This window comes from Bradyrhizobium sp., from assembly GCF_016462955.1.
Lineage (GTDB): Bacteria > Pseudomonadota > Alphaproteobacteria > Rhizobiales > Xanthobacteraceae > Bradyrhizobium.
On record NZ_JAEMSD010000217.1, the window covers coordinates 7,117 to 10,747 of the forward strand.

General features: G+C 64.4%; 3 protein-coding genes. 2 read left to right on the plus strand and 1 reads right to left on the minus strand.

Annotated features, from left to right (window positions below; all coding sequences use genetic code 11):
• Positions 1 to 1,066: nitrilase-related carbon-nitrogen hydrolase (locus tag JHD07_RS21355; protein WP_291625484.1), on the plus strand; the 1,066-nt coding region annotated here is incomplete at its 5' end.
• A 44-nt stretch (positions 1,067 to 1,110) separates the two neighbouring features.
• Positions 1,111 to 2,082, plus strand: a complete 972-nt coding sequence (locus JHD07_RS21360) for a LysR family transcriptional regulator (RefSeq protein ID WP_291625486.1) — start codon at positions 1,111 to 1,113, stop codon at positions 2,080 to 2,082.
• A 161-nt stretch (positions 2,083 to 2,243) separates the two neighbouring features.
• Here JHD07_RS21360 and JHD07_RS21365 read toward each other — a convergent pair whose 3' ends face one another.
• Positions 2,244 to 3,320 (minus strand): methyl-accepting chemotaxis protein, encoded by a 1,077-nt coding sequence (locus tag JHD07_RS21365; RefSeq protein WP_291625488.1) that lies wholly within the window; start codon positions 3,318 to 3,320, stop codon positions 2,244 to 2,246.
• Positions 3,321 to 3,631 lie beyond the last annotated feature (311 nt).

The window sequence follows — 3,631 nt, forward strand, 5'->3', positions numbered from 1 at the left end:
AACCAAGGCCGGCTATGAGCGATCGATCTACTATCCCGGCGGCAGCATGATCGTCGATCCCAAGGGCCGGGTGCTGTCGAAGGTGCCGTACGATACGCATGGCATGGCCATCGCCGATGTCGATCTCGACGCCGCGCACGACAAGTCGATCTACGCGGCGAACGACAAGATCGCCGACCGCCGTCCCGAGACTTACGGCCTGATGGCGCTGCCGTATGAGAAGACGCCGGTCTACCGGATCGCGGAGCAGCCGCTGATCCCCGCGAAATCCGTCGCCAAGGTCGCGGCCGTGCAAATGCACGTGACCAGAGACACTGCGGCCGCAGAGGTGTTCGACATGATCGATCACGCTGCCAAGCTCGGCATCAAGGTTCTCACCCTGCCGGAATATGCGTTCTGCCCATCCGCCATTCCGAGCGCGGCGGAAGCCGCTGCCCTGGCCGACCAGACCACGTCGCTGCTGGCCAAGACCGCAGCGATTGCGTCCCGCTATCAGTGCCTGATCGCGCTGCCTACGGTCGAGCGGGCCGCAGCCGGTCTGTACGTCACGACGTTCCTGATCGGGCCGGACGGGAAGGAGATCGGGAAATATCGCAAGACCCATCTGACGGCCGAGGAGCGCAAATGGGCGAAGGCGGGCGACGACTATCCGGTGTTCGAGACGCCGTTCGGGCGCATCGGCATCATGTCCGGCTACGACGCCGTGTTTCCCGAGGTCTCGCGTTGTCTCGGAATTGCGGCGGCGGACGTGATCCTGTGGCCGGCTTCGCTGCGCGAACCGTTCGAACGGGAGCTGCTGGCGATCCCGAGGGCCGAGGACAACAGGGTTGCGGTGGTGCTGGCGAACCGCGTCGACTCGCCCTATCCGGGCGGCAGCCTCGTGATTCCCCCGACGGGCTTTCCGCTCTGGGACATCAACGTGGTCGCGCCGCGCGTCTTCAAGCTGGGCGCCGTGATGCCCAAGCACATCGATCTTGCCGTCTGCCGGCAGAAGCTGATGATCCCGAAGGTCGACATGTTCGCCAACCGTCTCGTCGAGACCTACGCCCCAATCATTGCCGCCTGACGATTGCCGTGCCGGCCGATATGCCCGAAACTAGCGAGTGAGAGATGCCGAAGCTCGCGAACGGGCATATCAGGACCGAGATGGCGAAGGCTGCGCGAACGCTGCGCTACAATTGGGACGACGTGATCTTCTTCCTGGAGGTCGCGCGCACCCGAAATCTGGTTCGCGCCGGCCAGAAGCTGAAGGTCGACCACACCACGGTCAGCCGGCGGGTGAGGGAGCTCGAACGCAGCCTCAACACCACGCTGTTCAAGCGCAGCAAATCAGGCTTCGCCCTGACCGAAGCGGGCCTGCGGCTGCTCCAGTTCGCCGAAGGCATGGAGAACAACGCCAACGCCATCATCGAGACGGTGGTCGGCTCCGAGAAGGCAGACGCGGCCGGCGCGGTGCGCATTGCCGCCATGGAAGGGATCGGCAGCATGTACCTGACGAGCTGCATGGCCGCCTTCAGCAAGGTCTGGCCCTCGATCCAGGTCGAGCTGATCACCGATACGCGCCTGCTCGACATGACGCGGCGCGAGGCGGACGTTTTCATCAGCTTCTTCAGGCCAAAGGGGAGGAGGCTCTCGGTCAAGAAGATCGGCGAGTTCAGGATCTTCCTCTACGCCTCCAGCGCCTACCTGCAGCGTGCGGGGGTGCCGTCTGACCTGAAGGACCTCGACAATCACGATTTCATCGATTTCATCGACGAGCATATCCAGCTCAAGGAGAACCGCTGGCTGTCCGATATCCTGCGGCCGGCCCATGTCGTGTTTCGCAGCACGAGCCTGGTCTCGCAATATGTGGCGGCATCGAGCGGGCTCGGCATCGCCATGCTGCCGTCCTACGTCGCCGCCCATAACAAGGACCTCCGCCCGGTCCTGCCTAGCTACTTCTCCGTTCGCGACATCTGGCTGTCCGTCCACGAGGACCTGTTGCACATCGCCCGCATCAAGGCAGTCATGGGCTTCCTCGAGAAGCGTGTCGCGGCCGATGCCGGCCACCTGATGTCGGCCACGCATCACGCCAAGTCATGAGAGAAACGCGATTTCAGACGTGCATTCCGGTGCGGTAGCGCGGTAAGCCGACAGGTTCATGGGCCGGCCGAAAAACACGAGATAAATCAACCCTCTGCTACTGTGCATGGGGTTGTTTTGCGAATTTTCGTTCGGCAGGCGACCCGGCTGGCCGCTTCGCCTCAAGCACTGCAGACGATCACGCCGTACCAGCCGAGCCCTCGATAGGTCTCATAGCCCGGCGTCGCGTGGAAGGCGACCAGCGTGCCGGTGCGATCGTGATAGAAGCCGGAGCGCTGGCCGTTCAGGGACAGCGAGAGGCGCTCGCTGAGGATGCCTTGGCCGTCGGACGCTGCGATCACGCGAAAGCTCGAATCGACCAGCAGCACGCGGGCCTTGTCGCCGTCGCCGACCCGGACGCCCTGCACGATGGCGCGGGCCTGCGGCTCCCAGTCGAAATGGATGGCGAGCACGCCGATCGGCGCGCCATGGGCCTGGCCGCCGGCGCGGACGCTGGCGCAATAGGTCGCGACCTGCGCATTGCCGAGCAACGGCTGGTTCTCGACGTCGCCGGCGACATAGTCGTCGCCGGAGCGCAGGCTCTTGGCCTCGCGAAACCATTTGGTGTGGGCGACGTTCTGGCCGACGACGCGGAAGCGGTCGGCCCGGCCGTTGGCGATGACGTTGCCGTCGAGGTCGCAGAGCCAGAGGTCGAGATAGACGGTGTAGGCCCCCAGGATCACGCCGAGGCGCTCCGAGGCGTGGGAAACGGCTGCGGCACCGGGCGAGGCCGCGCAATCGACCACGGCGGAATCGGTCGCCCACCAGCGCACGTCGCAGGTGCGTTCATAGAGATTGCGGTCGATCAGCTCGATGGCGTTGAGGGACAGGTCCACCATCCGCTCGCCGCGGGAGCGCTGGCTCATACGCTCGATCGAGCCGACGAGATCGCCGGTGCGCTTGGTCAATTGGGTCTCGAGCTCGCGGGCGATGGTCTCGACTTGCTGGCCGACGCCGCGCACCTCCTGCGCCACCACCGCGAAGCCCGCGCCCTGGGCACCGGCACGCGAGCTCTCGATGAGCGCGTTGAGCGCCAGCATCTTCATCTGGTTGGTGATCTGCTGGATCGACTTGGTCTTGTCGACCGCGATCTGGTTGACCTCCGCAGTGAGGCGATTGATCAGCGCGGAAATGTCGGAATCATCGTCGGTGGGTTCGGTGGTAATCGGCGTGGCTTTCAGACCCGGCGCAGCAGACATCGGGGACTTCCCTTGGCAATGAGGCCTGATCTGCAATGAACCCGGAACAACGACTTACAGATCGAATACGAGTCTTTTTCGAAGATTCCGCCTAACGCCTCCTTAATTTGCTGTTCCGCGGCATGCCTAAATGATAGCCAGGCCGGCCTGCCTGCCGGCCATCCACCGCTTTGTCCGTCCGGGCCGTTGCAAATCGCCGGGCTTTCCCGGCCAATCAAGTCAAGCCGGTCGCCGGCCGCCCGCGTGATCGCCCGGACCCGAGTTCCCTATCGATAGCCCCGCCATGACGCCGCCCGCATCCGCTCTCCCTG

Bases quoted from the DNA above. Each gene is read 5' to 3' on its own strand.
- JHD07_RS21360 (WP_291625486.1), top strand. From the start codon at position 1,111: ATGCCGAAGCTCGCGAACGGGCATATCAGGACCGAGATGGCGAAGGCT.
- JHD07_RS21365 (WP_291625488.1), bottom strand. From the start codon at position 3,320: ATGTCTGCTGCGCCGGGTCTGAAAGCCACGCCGATTACCACCGAACCC.